An 18147-nucleotide genomic window follows, 5' to 3' on the forward strand; every position below is an offset into this window, starting at 1 on the left:
TTCGCCCCGGTCAATCCGGTAGCGACTGCATGTTTTCGAAGACCTTCTGGAAGAGCGTCGAGTCGACCTGGCCGCCGACCGCGACGACCACGACGATGACCACGGCCGCGATGGCCGCGATCATTATCCCGTACTCGACAGCGGTGGCCGCCTTGTCGGTGCGCTCCGGGACGCCGGCTGTCGCCATGGCATCGGCCGTCACCGCGTCGGTGAGGGCCTCGATCTTCGCCCCCTCGAAACTTGCTCCCTGTGCCTGCATCGTGTCCCTATCCGTCGTGCGGTCTGGCGGACGTGAGTTGCCCTTGTGCCGGGCCGGACGTCGACGTCCGGCCCGTGCGTCTAAACCGAACAGGGCGAGCCGGAGTTGTCCCCGGCTCGCCCTGTTGTCGAAGTGCTGGTGTCCCGGCTCAGCGCCGAGACGCAGGTCAGGAGAGGCCGGCCAGCTCGGTGTTCACATCGGTGAACGCCGTGTCGACCTCGTCGCCGACTGCGATGACCACGGCGATGATGACGGCCGCGATGGCGGCGACCATGATGCCGTACTCAACTGCGGTGGCGCCCCGCTCACGGGTCTTCAGCGTGCTGACGAGCCACGCATGTGCGAACTGTGCTGCTTCCTTCATGGTGTTCATTTGAGGTTTCTCCCTCTGCCGTTTGCTCACTGGAACGTGCTGTAGAGATCGGCCGGTGCCGGATGACCCTGAATCATCAATCTTGATGATTCGCGGGCCGGGGGGGCTCTCTGGGTCTCGCCGATCCGGGGAACGGGTATCGGCATCTCCCCGGGGAACCTTCTCCTCAACATTTGGGAGATATCTGCCGATGGTGGAACACGAAGGTCGTCGCGCAAGGAGAGAGGCAGTGGCGGAACACCACTCGGTAGCTGCAAAGGCCGGGGAGCGCCACGAGCCCCCGCGCGCTCACTCGGTCGACCACCGGCGCGACCGCGCAATACTCTCCGCGGCCGTACTCGTGCTGGCCGCGGCGGCCATCGGTGTCGTCGCCGGGCGGCAGGTCGACGACATCCCGACCGGCTTCAACAGCCCCGTTGTCGTGGCGATGGCTGCCTCGGCGTGTCTCGTCGGCCTCATCGCCTCCGGCTTCATGGCCGTCACCCGCTACCGGGTCGGGCGCGATGCCATCTCTCTCCTCCTCGGCATCGGTGTCCTGATCCTCGCGGTGGGTGTGGTCGGCTACGGCCTCGTGTACCCGCTCGCAGACGGCGTCTCGATCGGGAGCACCGGCGACGGTGTACGAGCGATCGTCACCGGCGCCGGCTACGGGGCCACCGTCCTGTTCGCCGCGACGGTCTTCGGTGCGCACCGACGGGCTCCCATCGACGTCGGGCGCTGGTTGCCCGTCGCCCTCGTGGCCCTCGTCGTGGGCGCGGCGGCATCGGCGCTCGCCCTCGAGAAGAACAGCTTTGCGAACGCGGCCGACGACCTCGTCCTTCCGACCGGCGACCGGGTGCTCGCCGTGCCGGTCATCGTCGCCTTCCTCGTGACCGGCGCCGCCGCCCTGTGGCCGGCCCTGCGCCGGCGCCGCCAGGCGCTCGCGTGGTTCGGCCTGGGGCTCGTGGCTCTCGGGCTCGGTGAGATCCTCGCGACCGAGACGTCCGTGTTCGGCGATGTCTGGTCGATCGGACGGATGGGGATGTTCGTCGTGGCCTCACTCCTCGTTCTCAACGGCGTCGCGGTCGATCTACGGGCCGCCTTCGTCGACCAGCAGCGCGAGGCCGCACATCACCGGTGGGAGCGTGAGCTGATCGCCCGCCGCCATGACGCCGAGGTCGCCGCCCATGAGGAGAGCCTCCACGACGCCGCCTCGTCGGTCCTCGCCATCCAGGGGGTGTCGCGGCTCCTCGATTCCACCCAGGGGTCGGTGTCGATCGACCAGCGCCGCGCCATGACGATCGCTCTCGGCGCCGAGGTCGACCGCCTTCAGAAGCTCATCCGGAGGGGTCAGCGCGATTCGGTGGTCACCGACTTCAACGTCCGCGACGTGCTCGCACCGCTGGTCACCGTCCACAGCGCCAACTGCGAGATCGCACTCGACGTCCCGGCGGCGCTCGCAGCCCACGGGGTCCCCGACGACTTCGCGGAGATCGTCCAGAATCTGATCCACAATGCCCGCCGCCACGCCAAGCCACCGATCCTGGTGACCGGCCGTTGGCGGGCCGGCGACGTCGAGCTCAGCGTCGCCGATCGCGGGCAGGGAATCGCGGAGGGTGACCGCGAGCGGATCTTCCAACGCGGCGTCAGTCGTCTCCCCGACGGGACCGGCCTCGGTCTGCACATCGCGCGGACGCTGCTCGAACAGATGGAAGGCGACATCTGGGTGGAGGACCGCGACGGCGGCGGCTCGCGGTTCGTCATCTTGATGCCGGCCGCCGAGACGGGTCGCCGCGAGCACGACACCTCGCTGGAGACACGGTGGGAGACCTACACCGGCAAGTCCGCCGAGCGGCCCACCGGTTTGAAGAAGACGGGAATCCTTAGCAAAGCCGCGAGGAGCGAATTGTCATGAGGAGTCTTGGGACGGAGCGCACGCCCATGTCGAGAGCGGGGGCGGAACCCCAGCGGGTTCTCGTCGTCGACGACCATGTCCTCGTCGGCGAGAGCATCGTGAATGCTCTGCGGAGTCGCGGGTTCGAGGCGGTCGCCACGACGGCGACGTCGAGCGGGGCCGTGTTGGAGATCGCCGCCGACTTCAAGCCGACGGTGGTTCTGCTCGACCTCAAGTTGACCGGCGACCACGATGGCATCGAGCTCGTCCAGCCGCTGCGTCAGGCGGGGGCCCGGGTGCTCATCCTGTCAGCGCTGACCGACCGCCCCGTTCTCGCCGCCTGTGTCGAGGCCGGCGCCGACGGCCTCGTCCCGAAGACCCAGTCCTTCGACGTCTTCGTCGATCAGGTGTGCACCGCCGCCGCCGGGGAACGGGTTCTCGGGGTCACCCATGAGCAGGCGCTCCTCGAGGATCTGCGCCGTGCACGTGACGAGGAGAAGTCCCGGCTCGAGCCGTTCGAGGCGTTGACCCCGCGTGAGACCGAACTCCTGGCCCTGCTGATGGAGGGGTGCAACGCCTCCGCCGTGGCCGAGCGCTGGTACGTGTCGGTCGCGACCGTCCGTAGCCACGTCCGGTCACTGCTTTAGAAGCTCGACGTCCACTCCCAGCTCGAGGCCGTGGCCAAGGCCCGCGAGTACGGCTTCGATCCGACGACCACGGGCTGAGGGACGGCGCCGGTCGCTCCTCAGGAGCCGGCGGCGTCCAGCGCGAGCTTCGCGATCCGTCCGGCCACGACGTCGATGTCGGTCGGGATCGGGATCATGTTCGACAGGATCACGATGCTGACGGCGGGCCCGTCGTCAGCCGGCAGGTACAGCGCCGTGGACCGGAAACCGGGCACGCCCCCGCCGTGGGACCAGGCCGTGCGTCCCTCGACCGTCCCCACCCGCAGACCCAGGCCGTAGTCCGCGTCGAACACCGTCGTCGTCATCTCGGCGACCGATGCCGGCGAGAGGATCCCGCCGCGCAGGATCCCGGGTAGCAGTCGCACGACGTCCGTCGCGGTGCCCTCGAGCCCGCCCCCGGTCCAGCCGGCGGATTCCACGGCGTTCTGGGGCAGGGCGGTGACGTCGAGCAGGAACCCGTCGTTGGTCGTGACGACCGCGTCGGGGTCCACGAGCTCCGCCAGGGTCCGCAGCGGCGCAGCGAGTGGGTTGTCCGCCTGGGGCCCGGAGGTCGGGACGGCGAAGTAGCCGCGCACGAGCTCACCGGCGGGCTGCTCGGCCGGCTGGAGGGCGAGCCTTCCGGCTCCGGCGGGTTCGAGGATGCGCTCGCGGATGACCTCGTGGGCGGGGCGTCCCGTGACGGCCTCGATGATCTGACCGGCGAGGAGGTAGCCCCCCGTGTTGTACGAGTAGGCGGTTCCCGGCTCGAACAGGAGGTCACGACCGACGACGAAGTCGACCACCTCCTCGGGGTCGAACGGCTGGTCCAGGCGGGGGAGTGTCGCCAGGTAGAAGCCCGGGTCGAAGGCGTACTCGATGAAGCCGGTGGTGTGGTCGAGAAGCATCCGAACGGTGATCTGCCCGCCGTAGCGGAGTTCACGCACGTCCCACGAGGGCAGATAGGTGCCGATCGGTTCGTCCAGGTCGACGAGTCCGTCCTCCGCGAGGCTGAGCACCGTGGCCGCGGTGACCGGCTTGGTGATCGATCCGATGCGGAAGACCGAATCCGTGCGCATCGGGGTCCGGGTCGCCGCGTCCGTGACGCCGGTGGACACGAGAACGGTCCGCTCGCCGTCGACCTGTGGACCGGGGTCGCCGATCGTCACGGCGGCGACCGCTCCGGGTACGCCGTTCGCCTCGGCCCAGGCGGCCAGCTCGTCGGCCACCAGGTCCTCGAGCCCGACGGTGAGCTCCTGTGATGCGCCGTCGGTGCTCTCGTCGCCGCCCGGGCCGCCCGGTGTCGGCGTCGCAGTGGAGACCGCGGTGGGAGTCGTGGCGTCGGCCGAACCGACCGCACCGTCGTCGTCGGAACTGCACCCGGCCGCCACCAACAGGGCGGCCATGGCGACAGCCGACACGGCGCGGGCGCAGCGGTTCATGGCTGCAAGCTAGTGGCCCGGGCACACCGCCCACGGGTCACCGGGGCATGTGGGGAGCCCTGCTACGTTCGCCGTGGTGACACAACAGGGAGTGGTCGTGGAAGTCACGACCGGTGGTCACCCGGAGGCGACCCGGGTCGCGGCGCTCGCCGCCGACCTCGCGTCGACGGGTGTTCAGAGACGTCGCCGCTACATCCTCGACCGGGAACCACCCGCGGGCGTGCTGGACCGGATCGTCGGCGTCGTGGCCGACCCCGTGACCGATGTGCACCGCATCGTCGCGCCTGACGCCCCCATCGGTCCCAACGCGTTCGACGTCGCCTACCTCCCCGGTGTCACCGACACCGACGCCCGCCAGCTCGAGGGGATCCTCGCCGAGCTCGGCGCCCCCGGTACCCGCGTCGTCACGTCGACCGTGTGGGACCTCGGCGACGGGACCGTCGACGCCGCAGCTCTGGAGGGTCTCGCTGCGGGGGTGGCGAACGCGACCGTCGAGAGGGTGGCGGTCGGTCGGCCTCTTCCACCTGTCTTCGTCCCGCCGGTGGGGGACGAGACCACGGTGCGGACCATTCCGTTCTCGTCGTGGACCCCCGAGGAGCGTCTGGTCGAGAGTCGAAGGCGTCTCTGGTCGCTCGACGCCGCCGAACTGGAGGCCGTCGCGGCGTTCTTCGCCGCCGAGGATCGTGATCCGACCGACGGCGAGATGGAGACGATCGCCCAGACGTGGTCCGAGCACTGCTCCCACAAGACGTTCCGTGCCGTCATCGACTTCACCCATGTGGCCGACGGGGGTGCCAGCCGTTCCGAGCGCATCGAAGGTCTCCTGGGGACCCACCTGCGGGCCGCAACCGATGCCGTCGCCGCGGAGTGGGTCGTGTCGGCCTTCGTCGATGACGCCGGCATCGTCACCATCGACGGGATCGGCGAGGTCGCGATAAAGGTCGAGACACACAATCACCCCTCGGCTCTGGAGCCCTTCGGCGGGGCCGCGACCGGCGTGGGCGGTGTGGTCCGTGACGTCCTGGGTGTGGTGGCCCGGCCGGTTGCCACGCTCGACGTGCTGTGCTTCGCCCCCGAGGGGACCCCCACTCCCGACGGCTCGCTCCCACCCGGGCGCATCGCCGCCGGGGTGGTGGCCGGCATCGGTGACTACGGCAACAAGCTCGGTCTGCCGACCCTCGCGGGAGCGGTCGTCTACGACGCCGGCTACGCAGCCAATCCGCTGGTCTACTGCGGAGCGGTCGGCGTGCGACCGGCGGGTACCGAACTTCCGGGGCCGGCGCCGGGCGATCTGGTCGTCGTGCTCGGCGGGGCGACGGGGCGTGACGGGATCCACGGGGCGACCTTCTCGTCGATCGAGCTCGACGCCGAGACCGTCGAGAGCGCCGGCGCCGCGGTCCAGATCGGTGACCCCATCACCGAGAAAGGCCTCATCGAGATCATCGACGACGCCCGCGATGCCGGCTGGATCCGTGGCGTGACCGACTGCGGCGCCGGCGGGTTCTCCTCCGCCATCGGCGAGCTCGGGGCCGCCACGGGCGTGCAGGTCGACGTCGCCCTCGCACCGCGGAAGTATCCCGGCCTCGCGCCGTGGGAGGTCTGGGTGTCCGAAGCCCAGGAGAGAATGGTCATCGCGGTGCGACCCGACGACATCGACGCACTCGCTGCGGCCGCCCTGCGCCGCCACGTTGACATGTGTGTCCTCGGCGAGTTCCGCGGCGACGGGCGGATCGTGGTCACCCACGGGGACACGACACTCGTGGATCTCCCCTCGGATTTCCTCCACGACGGTCGACCGCGCCGCCATCTCAGCGCGCAGTGGACGGACCCGCCGCCGGGCTCCGATCCGCCGCCACCGACCGACTGGGCGGTGACGCTCGACGCGCTGTTGTCGCATCCGACCGTCGCGACCAAGGAGCGCATCTTCCGCACCTACGACCACGAGGTGAGAGGCGGCACCGTGGTGGGGCCTGCGTGTGGACCCGGGGCCGACGGGCCGAGCGACGGCACCGTGTTCGTCCCGCTCGGTGCGGACCTCGACGGTCCGGCTCTGGCCCTGGGCCTCGGAATCCGCCCCTCCTATGGCACGCTCGATCCGTACCGGATGGCCCATGCGGTGCTCGACGAGGCGGTCCGTAACCTGGTCGTCGCCGGTGCGGACCCCGACCGGATCGCCGTCCTCGACAACTTCTGTTGGGGCGACGTCGCCGACCCCGACGAGCTGGGCGCGCTCGTACGGGCCAGCGAAGGCTGCCACGACGCCGCGGTCGCCTACGGGACCCCGTTCGTCTCGGGCAAGGACAGCCTCAACAACACCTACGAAGGGGTGTCGATCCCACGGACGCTGCTCATCACGGGGTTGGCGCCGGTGCCCGCAGCCGGGCTCGCCCGCACCTCGGCGCTCACCGCCCCGGGCAACGTCCTCGTCCTGGTCGGGGCGACCGCGGCCGAACTCGGCGGCTCGCTGTACTCCGAGGTCCTCGGCGTGGCGGGCGGCACCGTCCCGGCTCCCCTCACCGAGCCCCGGGCCCGTTACCGCGCCGTCCACGCGGCGATCCGGGGCGGACTCGTGCAGGCCGCCCACGACCTTTCCGAAGGCGGACTGCTGGTCGCGGCGGCCGAGATGTGCATCGCGGGGCGGCTCGGTGCGTCGCTCGAGGTGGACGGCGAGTGGTGGACGCTGCTCGCGGAGTCCTCGGGTCGGCTACTGCTCGAGGTCTCGCCCGACGACGTGGACGCGCTGGCCGACCTGTTCGCCGGGATCGACCATGTCCGCATCGGAACGGTCACCACGGATGGCGCGTTGCGGATCGCGCTGGGAGGCGGGACCGTGCTCGACGTCGGGGTGGCGGACCTCGCCCGGAGCTGGGGGATCGAAGCGTGAGCGCTCCACCGGTCGCCGTGCTCCACGCCCCCGGAACCAACCGGGACGGTGAGGCGGTCCGTGCTCTCGTCGCCGCCGGGGCCGAGGCGCGGGTGGTGTTACTGGGTGAGCCGCTGGCGTCGTATGCCGCGGTGTGCGTGCCCGGCGGGTTCTCCTTCGGTGACAGCCTCGGCGCTGGTGCACGTTTCGCCTTCGAGGTCGGCGACGTCCTGCGGGCCGTCGCGGCCCGGGGTGCGCCGATCCTCGGGATCTGCAACGGTTTCCAGGTGCTCGTTCGTACCGGACTCCTCGGCGGTGCCCCCGGCGATGCCGATGCGGACGCCGACAGCGACGCCGGAGCCGACACCCACCACCCACTGAGCCGCACGGTGACTCTCACCCACAACCAGTCGGGTCGTTTCGAGTGCCGCTGGGTGAACCTCGTCGTGGACCCGGACTCGCGCGCCGAGTTGGTCGGGGCCGGTGTCTCTCGGTTCTCGTGCCCGGTCGCGCACGGCGAGGGCCGACTCGCTGTGCGCGACATCGCCGTGGCGGGGGCTCTGGCCGCCGGTGGTCGGGTGCTCGTGCGCTACGGCGACGCGACGGGCGCACCAGCCGGCGGGGCCTATCCCGCCAACCCGAACGGGTCGGTCGACGACATCGCCGGGCTGTGCGACGCCACCGGTCACATCTGGGGCCTCATGCCCCACCCCGAGGACAACATCGCCGCCGTGCACCACCACGACCGACCCGGTGCGCCGGGCGCAGGTGGCGGCCTGGCCTTCTTCGAGGCGTTCGTCGACCGTGCTCGCTGAGATCGACGCCACCGGGCTTCCGCTCGTGCGGCGCGGGAAGGTCCGCGACGTGTTCGCCGCCGGCGATGACCGACTCGTCCTCGTGGCGACGGACCGTCTCAGCGCCTTCGACACGGTGCTCGGATGCGTTCCCGGCAAGGGACGGGTCCTCACAGCCGTGAGCGCCTGGTGGTTCGAGCAGTTGCGTCCCGTGGTGGCCCACCATCTCATCGACGTCCCCCACCCGGCCGTCTCGGTCGTGCACCGGTGCGAGACGCTCCCCGTCGAAGTGGTCGTCCGCGGGTACCTGACCGGCGTGACGTCGACGTCGATGTGGACGCGCTACGAAAAGGGCCAGCGGGTCATCGACGGGATCAGGCTCCCCGACGGTCTCGAGCGCAACTCCAGGCTTCCCCGTCCGTTCGTGACGCCGACCACCAAGGCACCCGACGGCGCCCACGACGAGCCGCTGTCGGTGGCGGAGGTAGCGGAGCGCGGCCTCGTCGCCCCGTCGCTGTGGGCCGATGTCGTCGACATCGCCCTGCACCTGTTCGCGCGGGGCACCGCCCTTGCGTCCACCCGTGGTCTCGTCCTCGTCGACACCAAGTACGAGTTCGGGGTCCTCGATGGTCGTCCCGTTCTGATCGACGAGGTCCACACCCCCGATTCGAGTCGATTCTGGGACGGGCGAGTCGATCCGGCACCGGACGCCAACATGGACAAGGAGATCGTCCGGCGCTGGTACGCCGCGCAGGGCTACCGCGGTGAGGGGGACCCCCCGCCGATGTCGCCCGAACTCGTCGCCCGCGTGGCTGACGCCTACGGCGAGGTCGCCGAGCGCCTGTGCGGGCGCCCCCCCGTCGTCGCCGACGAGGACGGCGAGGAGGACGCCGTGCGAGAGGTCGTGCGCGAACTGACCGGAGGTCAGACATGAGTGATGCGACGACGGTCGGTGTCGTCATGGGGTCCACATCGGACTGGCCGACGATGCGGCGCTGCGCAGAGGTGCTCGCCGAACTCGGTGTCGCCTACGAGGCGAGGGTCGTGTCGGCGCACCGGACGCCGGACCTGTTGAGCGAGTACGGACGCACCGCCGCCGCCCGAGGTCTCGCCGTGATCGTCGCAGGAGCCGGCGGGGCTGCGCACCTGCCGGGCATGCTCGCGAGCCACACCACGGTCCCCGTCGTCGGGGTGCCGATCCGGTCCCGCGTGCTCGCAGGTGTCGATTCGCTGCTGTCGATCGTGCAGATGCCGGCGGGTGTGCCCGTTGCGACCATGTCGATCGGTGACGCCGGAGCGACCAACGCCGGGCTCTTCGCCGCTGCGATCGTGGCCCGCGACGTCCCGGAGGTCGCCGCGGCGCTCGCCGCCCGACGCGCCGAGATGGAGGCTGGTGTCCTCGCCGCGGAGCTGGAGGATCTGCCCTGAGTACCGACGTCGGTCGGATCGGGATCCTCGGTGACGGCCAGCTCGGCCGGATGCTCGCGCTCGCCGCGCGCCACATGGGAGCCCGCGTCGTGTGCGTGGGGCGCGACGGTGCGAGTTCGCCCGCGGCCCCGGTTTGCGACGACGCTCTGGCCTGGAACGACGACCCGGCGGCGCTCGTCGCCGAGCTGTCGCGGCGGACCGACGTCGTGACGTTCGAGTTCGAGAGCGTGCCCGTGGATCTCCTCGACGCCCTCGGGGCCTCGGCGGTCGAGTGCCGCCCCGCTCCGGGGGTCGTGTCCGTGGCGGCCGACCGGACACGCGAGAAGGCGCTGTTCGTGGCGACGGACGTGCCCACCGTCGCCCATCACGGGGCCGACGGTCGCGACGAGGCGGTCGATGCTGTCCTCTCGATCGAGGGCCCGGTGGTCGTCAAGACGGCGTCGGGCGGCTACGACGGGCACGGCCAGGTGGTCGTGGGCGCCGAGGTGGCGCCCGACGAGGCGGTCGCCGCGGTGGCCTCCCTCGGCGTCGACCACCTGATCGTCGAGGAGCTGGTGGACCTGGCGGCCGAGTGGTCGGTTGTCGTGTGTCGCGATGCGAGCGGGGCCGTCGCCTACGACCCGTTCGAGAACGTGCACGTCGACCACGTCCTCGACACCTCGACCTGGCCCGCGCGTGACCCTGGCGACCTCGCGCCCGTGGTCCTCGACCACAGCCTCCGGCTCGCCGAGGCCGTCGATCTCGTCGGTGTCATGTGCATCGAGTGGTTCGTGACCGCCGACGGCCGCGCTCTCGCCAACGAGATCGCGCCGCGTCCGCACAACTCGGCGCACCTGACGATCGAGGCGGCCGCGACCTCCCAGTTCGCGCAGCAGGCGCGCGTCGCTCTGGGGTTCCCGCTCGGCGCGGTGAGCCGCCGTGGCCCCGCCGCGATGGCGAACCTGCTCGGTGATCTGTGGGGGTCCGGGGCGCCGCCGGACTTCGCGGCCGCGCTGTCCGCCGGTGATGTCCACCTGCACCACTACGGTAAGGGTGAGGCAAGGCCGGGCCGGAAGATGGGTCATCTCACCGCGCTCGCCGACGACCCCCGGGAGGCCCTCCACAGTGTCCGTGCAGCCAGATCCGCTCTCCGACGACGCCGCTGACCGGCGAGGTGACGAGATGAGAGAGTCCTGTGGGGTCGTGGCCTTCAACGCGCCGGGCCGGGACGTGTCCCGGCTCGCATTCTTCGCGCTCTACGCGCTCCAGCACCGCGGCCAGGAGGGCGCGGGCATCTTGACCTTCGACGGAGCGACGGCGCACCTCCACAAGGGCCTCGGACTCGTCTCGCAGGTCTTCACCGAGGAGAACCTCGAGACCCTGCCGGGTCACCTCGCGATCGGCCACAACCGCTACTCGACCACGGGGCGGGTCTCGCTGCGCAACACCCAGCCGCACGTGGTCGAGACCATCGACGGACCCATCGCCATCGCGCACAACGGAAATCTCGTCAACGGTGCCGAACTGCGGCGGCGACTTCTCGAGCGCGGCGTCGGTCTGTCCACGTCTTCGGACACCGAGATCCTGTTGCAGTTGCTCGCCGGCGCGGGTGGGGCGGTGACGGGAACGTCGCTCGACCGTCTGCGCACCGTCCAGCAGATGGCCGAGGGTGCCTACGCGCTGACCCTCTTGTTGCCCGACGGCATCTGGGGGATGCGTGACCCGTGGGGTCTGCGCCCCCTCGTCGTCGGTCGTCTCGACGGCGGCGGCCACGTGCTCGCCTCCGAGAGCTGTGCCTTCGCGGCGATCGGCGCCAAGACGGTCCATGAACTGGCACCGGGTCAGCTCGTGCGACTCGTCGACGACGGCTATGAGGTCCATGAGGGCCACGCCGCCCCCCGGGCCGCCTTCTGCACGTTCGAGGAGATCTACTTCGCCCGCCCCGACACGGTCTTCTCCGGGCGACTCGTCCACTCGGCCCGCCAGGAGCTCGGCGCGCAGCTCGCCCGCGAGCAGCCTGCCCCGGTCGACGTCGTCCTCGCCGTGCCCGATTCCGGGACGCCCCACGCGATCGGTTACGCCCGCGAGCTGGGGGTTCCCTTCACCGAGGGCCTCATCAAGAACCGCTACATCGGCCGCACCTTCATCGAGCCCACGCCCGATCTGCGTCGTGACCGGGTGGCGATGAAGTTCAACCCCCTGCCGGGGAACCTCGAGGGCCAGCGGGTCGCCCTGGTCGACGACTCGATCGTGCGGGGCACCACCGCCAGCCGTCTCGTCACGCTGCTGCGTGAAGCAGGCGCGGCGGAGGTCCACCTGCGGGTCGCCTGTCCCGCCATCATGCACCCGTGTTTCATGGGTGTGGACATGGCTTCGCGTGACGAGCTCATCGCCGCCGACGGGAACCTCGACGCCGTCGGCGCATCGGTGGGCGCGGACTCGATCGGGTACCTGTCCCTTGCCGGCCTCGAGGCGGTGCTCGGCGATCACGGCTACTGCAACGCGTGCTTCACCGGTTCCTACCCGTTCGCCGAGATCCCCGTCGCGCTGCGAAACGGGGCGCCGGTGGCCGAGGTCGTGCTGTGAAGCCGGCCGCGCTGTGAGGGTTCCGCGGTGTGAAGGACTTCGCGCGGTGAAGGTGTTCGCGCTGTGAGGGTTCCGCGGTGTGAAGGACTTCGCGCGGTGAAGGTGGCCGAGCTGTGAAGGTGATGGTCGTGGGTTCGGGTGGGCGTGAGCACGCTCTGGCGCGGTCCCTGCACCGTGCGCCGTCGGTGGACGCTGTCGTGTGCGCGCCGGGGAACCCGGGCACAGCGGCCTTCGCCGAGAACGTCGCCGCCACCGACATCGACGGTTGGGTGCGGGCCGCACGGGACGCCGCCGTGGATCTCGTCGTCGTCGGTCCCGAGCAACCACTCGTCGACGGCCTCGCCGACGCCCTGGCCGCCGTGGGCATCGCCTGTTTCGGCCCCTCCGGCGACGCTGCACGTCTCGAGGGTTCGAAGGCTCACACCAAGCGGTGCTGTGCCCGCTGGAAGATACCGACGGCCCGCGCCGAGATCGTCACCGATCTCGACGCCGGCCTGCGCGCGCTCGACACCTTCGACGAGGTGCCCGTCGTCAAGGCGAGCGGCCTCGCGGCCGGCAAGGGGGTCATCGTCCCGGCGGACCGCGCCGGTGCCGAAGAGGCCCTGCGTGCCATGTTCGTCGAGCGACGTTTCGGCTCGGCCGCCGACGAGGTGGTCGTCGAGGAACGCCTCCACGGGCGGGAGGTCTCGCTGCTCGCGCTGTGCGACGGCACCGATGCCGTCGCGCTGCCGCTCGCCCGGGACCACAAGCGACTCGGCGCCGGAGACACGGGCCCGAACACCGGCGGGATGGGCGCGGTCGCCCCGGCGGCGTTGGTCGACCCGGGCCTGGACGCGGCGTTCGTCGAGGCCGCCCTCGACCGTTTCGTGCGCACCGCGCTCGCCGGGCTCCGCTTAGAGGGGAGTCCCTACGTCGGGGTCCTCTACGCCGGGCTCATGGTCGACGACGCTGGGGCCGTCACGCTGCTCGAGTACAACTGCCGGATGGGGGACCCCGAGACCCAGGCGGTTCTTCCGCTGCTGGACGGCGCCGTGGATCTCGGCGAGGTGTTCGCCGCGGCGGCCGGTGGCGGCGGACTCGCCGGTGTGGAGATCCCGACACCGACTTCGGCCGCGGTCACCCTCGTCCTCGCCGCCCACGGCTACCCGGTCGACCCCCGCCGCGGCGACCCGATCGTCGGTCTGGACGCGGCGGTCGCCGCCGGATGCGACGTCTTCCACGCGGGGACGGCCGTCGACGCCGACGGCCGCCTCGTCACCGCCGGTGGACGGGTGCTCGCCGTCACCGCCGTGGCGGGCGACCCGGTCACCGCCACCGACCGTGCCCGGGCCGGAGCCGAGGCCATCGACTTCCCGGGCGCACAGTGGCGACGAGACATCGGCGCAGTGGGGCCGTGAGCGCCGGTCCCGCGGGGTCCGGCCCCGCCCGCACCGACGCCACCGGCGACGAGGTGGTTTCCTATGCCGCTGCCGGGGTGGACATCGATGCCGCCACCGGAGCGGTCCGGGACTTCTCGGCCGCGGTGACGGCCACCCACGGCCCCCGCGTCCTGTCCGACGTCGGCAGCTTCGGCGGGCTCTTCGACATCTCCGACCTCGGTTCGAACCCCGTCCTGGTCGCATCCGCCGACGGCGTGGGAACCAAGGTCGAACTCGCCGCCCGGTACGGCCGCCATCGCGGCGTCGGTCACGATCTCGTCAACCACTGCGTCAACGACATCCTCGTCCAGGGCGCCCGGCCCCTCTTCTTCCTGGACTACGTCGCCACGGCGAGCCTCGACCCTGCTGTCATCGTCGAGGTCGTCTCGGGGGTGGCGGAGGCATGTGGGGCCGTGGGATGTGCCGTCCTCGGAGGCGAGGTCGCGGAGATGCCCGGCGTGTACGTCGAAGGCACGCTGGACGTCGCCGGGACCATCGTCGGTGTCGTCGAGCGTGATGCCGTCCTTCCCCGGCTCGACGAGATGGCCGTCGGCGACGTCGTCGTCGCGCTGCCGTCGGTGAGTCCCCACACGAACGGCTACTCGCTCATCCGTCGGGTACTCGACCGGGTCGAGCTCACCGACGAACTGCTCGACTGGTTGTTGACGCCGCACCGTTGTTACCTGCGCGACGTGGAGGCGTGGTGGGCGGCCGGCGTCGAGCCGTCGGCCCTCGCCCACATCACCGGCGGTGGACTGATCGACAACGTGCCGCGCGTGCTGCCCGACCATCTCGCCGTGCAGATCGACACGTCGTCGTGGGTGGTGCCCGAGGGTTTCACCACGTTCGTGGAGGCCGCCGGCATCGACCACCTCGAGTCCCACCGGACCTTCAACATGGGCGTCGGCCTCGTCGCCGTGGTGGCACCCGACAAGGCGGCAGCGGCGCTCGCAGTCGTCGAGGGCTCGTGGGTCATCGGCGACGTCGCGCCCAGCGAGGGCACCGGGGTCGTCTTCGTTCCACAGCCGTGAGTGCCCGCATCGTCGTCCTGGCGTCCGGCTCCGGGACCAACCTCCAGGCCGTCCTGGACGCGTGTGCAGAGGGCATCCTCGACGCCACGGTCGAACTCGTCGTGGTCAACCGGGCCGGCGCGGGTGCGATTCAACGGGCCGAGCGTGCCGGGGTCGACGTCGTCGAGCTCCTCCTCGCCGACCGCTCGCCGCAGGGTCGTCGTGACTACGACGCCGCTCTCGCGGAGATCGTCGGTGCGGCGCGGCCGCACTGGGTCGTGCTCGCCGGGTGGATGCACATCCTGTCCATGTCGTTTCTCGGTGTGTTCCCGAACCGGGTGGTCAACCTGCACCCGGCCCTGCCCGGTGAGTTCGCCGGGGTGGACGCGATCCGGCGGGCCTGGGAGGCCGGCCGGACCGGCACACTGACCCGCACCGGGGTGATGGTCCATCTCGTTCCCGACGAAGGCGTCGACGACGGTCCCGTGCTCGCGACAGCCGAGGTCCCGCTCGACCCGGGTGAGAGTCTCGAGGCTCTGACCGCGCGCGTCCACGCCGTGGAGCACCGCCTACTCGTCGACACGCTGGCCGAGCTCGTCGCAGGCGGCGGACGGGCCGACCCGGGGGTGTAGCGTCGGGCGCGCCCGGACCGACGACACCCGAGACGAATGACCCTCGAGACTGAGCTGAAGATCGACGTACCGGCCGAGTTCGTCATGCCGTCACTCGACGGCGTGATCGACGGGGCCCGGGTGCGTCAGCTACCGACCGAACGCCTCATCGCCATCTACCACGACACGGCCGACCTGAGACTGGCCCGCTGGGGATGCACCCTGCGCCACCGCGCCCCCGAGGGCTGGACCGTCAAGATCCCCGGCCGCGAGAGCGGTCCGGGTCTGGCGCGCATCGAACTCGTCGTCGACGGCGAGCCGGGCGAGATTCCCGGCGAGGTCAGCTCCCTCGTCGTCCCCTATGTGCGGGGGGCGGAGCTCACCGAGGTCGCGGTGATCGAGACGAGGCGTGTCCCGGTGGAACTCCTCGCCGCCGACGGGACGCTCCTGGCGACGGTCACCGATGACGATTCGATCGGAACCCGCCCCGGTCAGGACCCTGTGATGTTCCGACAGGTCGAGATCGAGTTCACCGGGGAGGGTGCGGCCCACGTGGACGCCGTCGGCGACGTGATCGTCGCGGCCGGCGGAACGGTTGGTACCCAGATCCCCAAGCTCGCCACCGTCCTGGGTCCCGCCGCGCGCCGCCCCGCCGACATCGACGTTCCGGAGGTGAGCGAGGATCCCACGGCCCGTGAGGTGATCCACGCGGCCCTCGCATCGGCCGGGGTCCACCTCGTCGACCACCTGCCGCTCGCCCGCGTCGGTGAGGATCCCGAGGGCGTGCACCAGGCGCGGGTGGCGATCCGTCGGCTGCGATCGGACATCGCGACCTTCGGCCTCCTGCTCGACCGCAAGGCGTTCGAACCACTCGCCCGTGAGCTCAAGTGGTTCGCCGCGAAGCTCGGCGCTGTCCGCGACGCCGACGTCCTGCTGGAGAACGTCCGTGGCGTGGGCGAGCGTCATCCGGGCCTCGCCGACGACGGCTTCGTCGAAGTGGTCGCCGCGCTCGAACACTCCTGTCAGGTGGAGCAGCGACGCCTGCGTGGTCATCTCGACAGCGCGCGTGTGGCGCGCCTGTTGGACCGGGTCGTCGAGTTGACCAACGACCCGGTGACCGCCCCCCAGGCTGACGACCCGGCCGACGAGCTGCTTGCGGATTCCGTCCACCGCCGCTGGAAGCGGCTGAAGAAGGCGGTCAAGAAGCTCGGGGCGGACGCGCCGGTCAGTGAACTGCACGCGGTGCGGATCCTCGCGAAGCGATGCCGGTACTCCTCCGATGCCGTGTCGGCCGCGTTCGGTGCCGCTCCCCGCAAGCTGGCGCGGCGCCTCGCCAAGGTCCAGGACGCGCTCGGTGCCATCAACGACGCCGAGATCGCCAGCGAGTCCCTCGCGGTGGTCGCGGCGTCCTCGTCGCCGGAGGGGGCATTTGCCGCCGGGCGGATCGCGGGGGTGTTGACGGCGGAGGCGGCCGAGGAAGCCCGTGCCTGGCAGGCCGCATGGAAGCGGGCGTCGGACAAGAGCCTCCGGGGCTGGATGGCCCCCGCTGACGACGTGCCCCGCTGGGACCGGTCGTGAAGGTCGTCGCGCTGTCGTCGATCAAGGGCGGCGTCGGCAAGACCACTTCGGCGGTGACGCTGGCCCACTTCGCCTCGGAGTCGGGACTGCGGGTCCTCGTGTGGGACGTGGACCCGCAGGGCGCGGCTACGTTCGCCCTCGGCGTGGGACGCCGGGTCGCCGGCGGGGGGCGCCGCTTGTTCGACTCGTCACGTCGGTTGCGCGACAACGTCTTCGAGAGCCGCTGGGAACGTCTCGACGTCGTCCCGGCCGACTTCTCGCTGCGCCGCCTCGATACCGCCTTCACCCGGATCCCCAAGCCGCGGCGCACCTTCGGCCGTCTCCTCGACGAGATCACCGACGACTACGACGTGGTCGTGATCGACTGTCCGCCCGGTATCGGTCTGTCGATCGAGAGCGTCCTGCGGGCCACGGACCTCGTCATGGTGCCGGTGGTGCCGGCGACGCTGCCCCTGCGGTGTTTCGACCAGCTGTCGGCCTTCATGGCCGGCGACAAGCGCCTCCGGCGGGTGCCCGCGGTGGCGTTCCTCACGATGGTGGACAGGCGCAAGCGCGGCCACATGGATCTCGTGGAGAGCCTGCCGTCGCAACGCAGCGAGTTGTTCACGACCATGATCCCGGCCGCCGCCGACGTCGAGCGACTGCCGGACCGGCGCGAACCGTTGAGCCTGTTCGCCCCGACGAGTCCGGCCACCACGGCCTACCGCGAACTCTGGGACGAGACGGCGGCCCGGCTCGGGATCTGACGCCCCGCCGAACCTGACTTCTGGGCGATTCGCCGGACGCGGGCTGTCGCCAATCCACGAACGCTGCTGGTCTCGAGATGGCCCGCGGACCGTGACCCTCCGAACCCCGCGCGTGTTCCCGAGGCTGGGCACGTCCCTGTCCGCTCACTTCTCGGATGAGCAGTGTGCTGCTCTTCTGTTGACACCGCGCATCCTCGCGAATACCTTGTCGTCACATCTGGGCAGCCGAATGCTCAGATGAGCGAAGGGGGAGGACCTCAATGACCGGGACCAAGCGATCGGAACGACACAGAAGCCTCTGGCTGCTGCTGGCGTGTCTCGTGGCGGTGGCGATGTTCGCCGCCGCGTGCGGAGACGACGACGACACGGCGAGCGCCTCTGATGACGGCGCCTCTGATGACGGCGCCTCTGATGATGGCGCCTCTGATGATGGCGCCGTCATCAGAGGCGCTCGCCGTGTCGTCGTCGTCTCCGCACGCGGCGGCGAACATCGCCACCGCCACGAGACACGCCAGCAGCAGCCAG

The 18147-nt window shown here is 70.9% G+C and carries 17 protein-coding genes; 14 read left to right on the forward strand and 3 right to left on the reverse strand.

Annotation, left to right across the window (positions count from 1 at the left end; all coding sequences use genetic code 11):
* Positions 1-10: 10 nt before the first annotated feature.
* Both RIE08_14045 and RIE08_14050 read right to left on the reverse strand, forming a co-directional pair.
* Positions 11-259: a Flp family type IVb pilin gene (locus tag RIE08_14045; GenBank protein ID MEQ8718728.1), complete on the reverse strand. Its 249-nt coding sequence runs from the start codon at positions 257-259 to the stop codon at positions 11-13.
* A 166-nt stretch (positions 260-425) separates the two neighbouring features.
* A complete protein-coding gene (locus RIE08_14050; GenBank protein ID MEQ8718729.1) occupies positions 426-623 on the reverse strand; it encodes a Flp family type IVb pilin in 198 nt (65 codons plus the stop codon).
* A 238-nt stretch (positions 624-861) separates the two neighbouring features.
* On the opposite strand from RIE08_14050, the gene RIE08_14055 reads away from it, so the two are divergent.
* Both RIE08_14055 and RIE08_14060 read left to right on the forward strand, forming a co-directional pair.
* Positions 862-2526 (forward strand): HAMP domain-containing sensor histidine kinase, encoded by a 1665-nt coding sequence (locus RIE08_14055; protein ID MEQ8718730.1) that lies wholly within the window; start codon positions 862-864, stop codon positions 2524-2526.
* A 26-nt stretch (positions 2527-2552) separates the two neighbouring features.
* A complete protein-coding gene (locus RIE08_14060) occupies positions 2553-3152 on the forward strand; it encodes a response regulator transcription factor (GenBank protein ID MEQ8718731.1) in 600 nt (199 codons plus the stop codon).
* Between the two features lie 98 nt (positions 3153-3250).
* Here RIE08_14060 and RIE08_14065 read toward each other — a convergent pair whose 3' ends face one another.
* On the reverse strand, positions 3251-4609 hold the full coding sequence (locus tag RIE08_14065; GenBank protein MEQ8718732.1) for a serine hydrolase domain-containing protein: 1359 nt from the start codon (positions 4607-4609) through the stop codon (positions 3251-3253).
* Positions 4610-4685: 76 nt separating this feature from the next.
* Here RIE08_14065 and purL point away from each other — a divergent pair, with 76 nt between their 5' ends.
* From purL to RIE08_14125, 12 genes are all read left to right on the forward strand, one after another.
* A complete protein-coding gene (purL, locus tag RIE08_14070; GenBank protein ID MEQ8718733.1) occupies positions 4686-7493 on the forward strand; it encodes a phosphoribosylformylglycinamidine synthase subunit PurL in 2808 nt (935 codons plus the stop codon).
* Positions 7490-8287 (forward strand): phosphoribosylformylglycinamidine synthase I, encoded by a 798-nt coding sequence (purQ, locus tag RIE08_14075; protein ID MEQ8718734.1) that lies wholly within the window; start codon positions 7490-7492, stop codon positions 8285-8287. Before purL ends, purQ begins: the two co-directional genes overlap by 4 nt.
* On the forward strand, positions 8277-9200 hold the full coding sequence (locus tag RIE08_14080) for a phosphoribosylaminoimidazolesuccinocarboxamide synthase (GenBank protein MEQ8718735.1): 924 nt from the start codon (positions 8277-8279) through the stop codon (positions 9198-9200). Before purQ ends, RIE08_14080 begins: the two co-directional genes overlap by 11 nt.
* A complete protein-coding gene (gene purE / locus RIE08_14085) occupies positions 9197-9694 on the forward strand; it encodes a 5-(carboxyamino)imidazole ribonucleotide mutase (GenBank protein ID MEQ8718736.1) in 498 nt (165 codons plus the stop codon). The genes RIE08_14080 and purE overlap by 4 nt, the downstream gene beginning before the upstream one ends.
* Before the next feature lie 50 nt (positions 9695-9744).
* A complete protein-coding gene (locus RIE08_14090) occupies positions 9745-10839 on the forward strand; it encodes an ATP-grasp domain-containing protein (GenBank protein MEQ8718737.1) in 1095 nt (364 codons plus the stop codon).
* 16 nt (positions 10840-10855) lie between these two features.
* The gene (purF, locus tag RIE08_14095) at positions 10856-12259 is read left to right on the forward strand and encodes an amidophosphoribosyltransferase (protein MEQ8718738.1); all 1404 of its coding nucleotides are present in this window, start codon (positions 10856-10858) and stop codon (positions 12257-12259) included.
* A 122-nt stretch (positions 12260-12381) separates the two neighbouring features.
* Positions 12382-13656, forward strand: coding sequence for a phosphoribosylamine--glycine ligase (gene purD, locus RIE08_14100; GenBank protein MEQ8718739.1), 1275 nt, complete (start codon positions 12382-12384; stop codon positions 13654-13656).
* On the forward strand, positions 13653-14708 hold the full coding sequence (gene purM, locus RIE08_14105) for a phosphoribosylformylglycinamidine cyclo-ligase (GenBank protein MEQ8718740.1): 1056 nt from the start codon (positions 13653-13655) through the stop codon (positions 14706-14708). The genes purD and purM overlap by 4 nt, the downstream gene beginning before the upstream one ends.
* Positions 14705-15319: a phosphoribosylglycinamide formyltransferase gene (gene purN / locus RIE08_14110; protein MEQ8718741.1), complete on the forward strand. Its 615-nt coding sequence runs from the start codon at positions 14705-14707 to the stop codon at positions 15317-15319. The genes purM and purN overlap by 4 nt, the downstream gene beginning before the upstream one ends.
* A gap of 36 nt (positions 15320-15355) precedes the next feature.
* The gene (locus RIE08_14115) at positions 15356-16876 is read left to right on the forward strand and encodes a CYTH and CHAD domain-containing protein (GenBank protein MEQ8718742.1); all 1521 of its coding nucleotides are present in this window, start codon (positions 15356-15358) and stop codon (positions 16874-16876) included.
* Positions 16873-17622, forward strand: coding sequence for a ParA family protein (locus RIE08_14120; protein ID MEQ8718743.1), 750 nt, complete (start codon positions 16873-16875; stop codon positions 17620-17622). The genes RIE08_14115 and RIE08_14120 overlap by 4 nt, the downstream gene beginning before the upstream one ends.
* 260 nt (positions 17623-17882) lie before the next feature.
* The coding region (locus RIE08_14125) for a hypothetical protein (GenBank protein ID MEQ8718744.1) at positions 17883-18147 on the forward strand (265 nt) is incomplete at its 3' end.

This window comes from Acidimicrobiales bacterium (assembly GCA_040219085.1).
GTDB lineage: Bacteria > Actinomycetota > Acidimicrobiia > Acidimicrobiales > JAVJTC01 > JAVJTC01.